The organism is Nocardia sp. NPDC060220 (assembly GCF_042727815.1).
In the GTDB taxonomy this organism is placed as follows: Bacteria; Actinomycetota; Actinomycetes; order Mycobacteriales; family Mycobacteriaceae; genus Nocardia.
This window is the reverse complement of record NZ_JBHWZY010001308.1, coordinates 1-1,277: the sequence shown is the minus strand read 5'-3', so window position 1 is coordinate 1,277 and position 1,277 is coordinate 1. Positions and strand designations below refer to the sequence as shown.

The following is a 1,277-nucleotide window of genomic DNA, read 5'->3' as shown; positions in this document are numbered from 1 at the left end:
TCTGCTTCGACTTCCGCTCGAATACTTCCTCACTCGCGACCCTGGCGACCTCACCTATCGCACTCGATCCGCTTCCCGGTTGAAACACATTGCATCGGTGACCACCATCGGAGCTGCATTCGACGCGGTTCTCGTAGTCGCGTACATCGCGGTGGTCGCTTCTCGGAACATTTGGCTGTCATTGGTTTCAGGTTTCTGCGTTGCGCTGTTCGCGATCATCATCCGAGCATCCTGGACTCGGCAGCGTGAGTTGTCCGCTGATGCGCTCGAAGCGCAGATCGCCGCATCGAGCAATTCGCAGGAGATCTTGTCGAATATTCAGACAGTCAAGGCTCTCGGGGCGGAGCGCATAGCCCGAGCCAAGTGGTTCAATGCCTTCTCCGACGAACTATCCGCCGGGACCCGAAAGCGACGACATGAAGGCGCGATGTCCGCGTTGATATCGACGTTGCAATTCGCGACGCCGCTGGTGATACTTCTGGCCGGCTGGGTCTCTGCGAGCTATTCGACCGCCGGACTTGCCGATGCGGTGACCCTGAGCGCGGTGAGCGCGGGCCTGTTCGTCTCTCTGAGCAATATTGCGTTCGCGGCGTCCACCCTGGTCGATATGATGCCAGAGCTATCTCGCATCGATGACGTTCTGAGTGCACCGAGCGAGTCGGCGGCAGGCGAGTTCCCCGCCCTCGACATTGCCCCCGAGGTGACAGTATCCGACCTGAAATACACCTACCCGGGCGAGGTTGATCCCGTTATTTCCGGGTTGAACGGGAGATTTGGACGTGGCTCCTTTGTCGCGATCACCGGGCCGTCCGGAGCGGGAAAATCAACATTCGGACTACTGATGGCCGGGCTTCTGCAGCAGCAATCCGGCTTCATTCGCATCGAAGGCGTCAGCCTCGATGAGATCGATCGTATTGCTTTCCGTCGACGCATCGGTTATGTAGATCAGAACAGTGCGGTGCTCGCGGGCAGTATTCTGAATAACATCAAAATGGGTAACGAAAATGCCTCGCTAGAAGAAGTTCGCGAAGCTGCTCGAATAGCGTTGATCGATGAATTCATTATGGCGCTGCCGATGAAATATGAAACTCTGCTCGGATATGGTGGTTCAGGCATATCCGGTGGACAGCGGCAACGCATAGCGCTGGCGCGGGTGCTGGTAAGGAAACCCTCGTACCTGATACTCGATGAGGCTACCAGTGCGGTCGACGCCGAGAGCGAGCGCAGAATTTTCCGAAATCTGAAGTCGCTAGGAATGACGGTGGTCGCGATAGGGC

1 protein-coding gene is annotated in these 1,277 nt (G+C 57.2%); it reads left to right on the top strand.

Annotated features, from left to right (window positions below; translation table 11 throughout):
• Nucleotide 1 precedes the first annotated feature (1 nt).
• Nucleotides 2-1,277: ATP-binding cassette domain-containing protein (locus tag ACFWF3_RS36300; RefSeq protein WP_379318711.1), on the top strand; the 1,276-nt coding region annotated here is incomplete at its 3' end.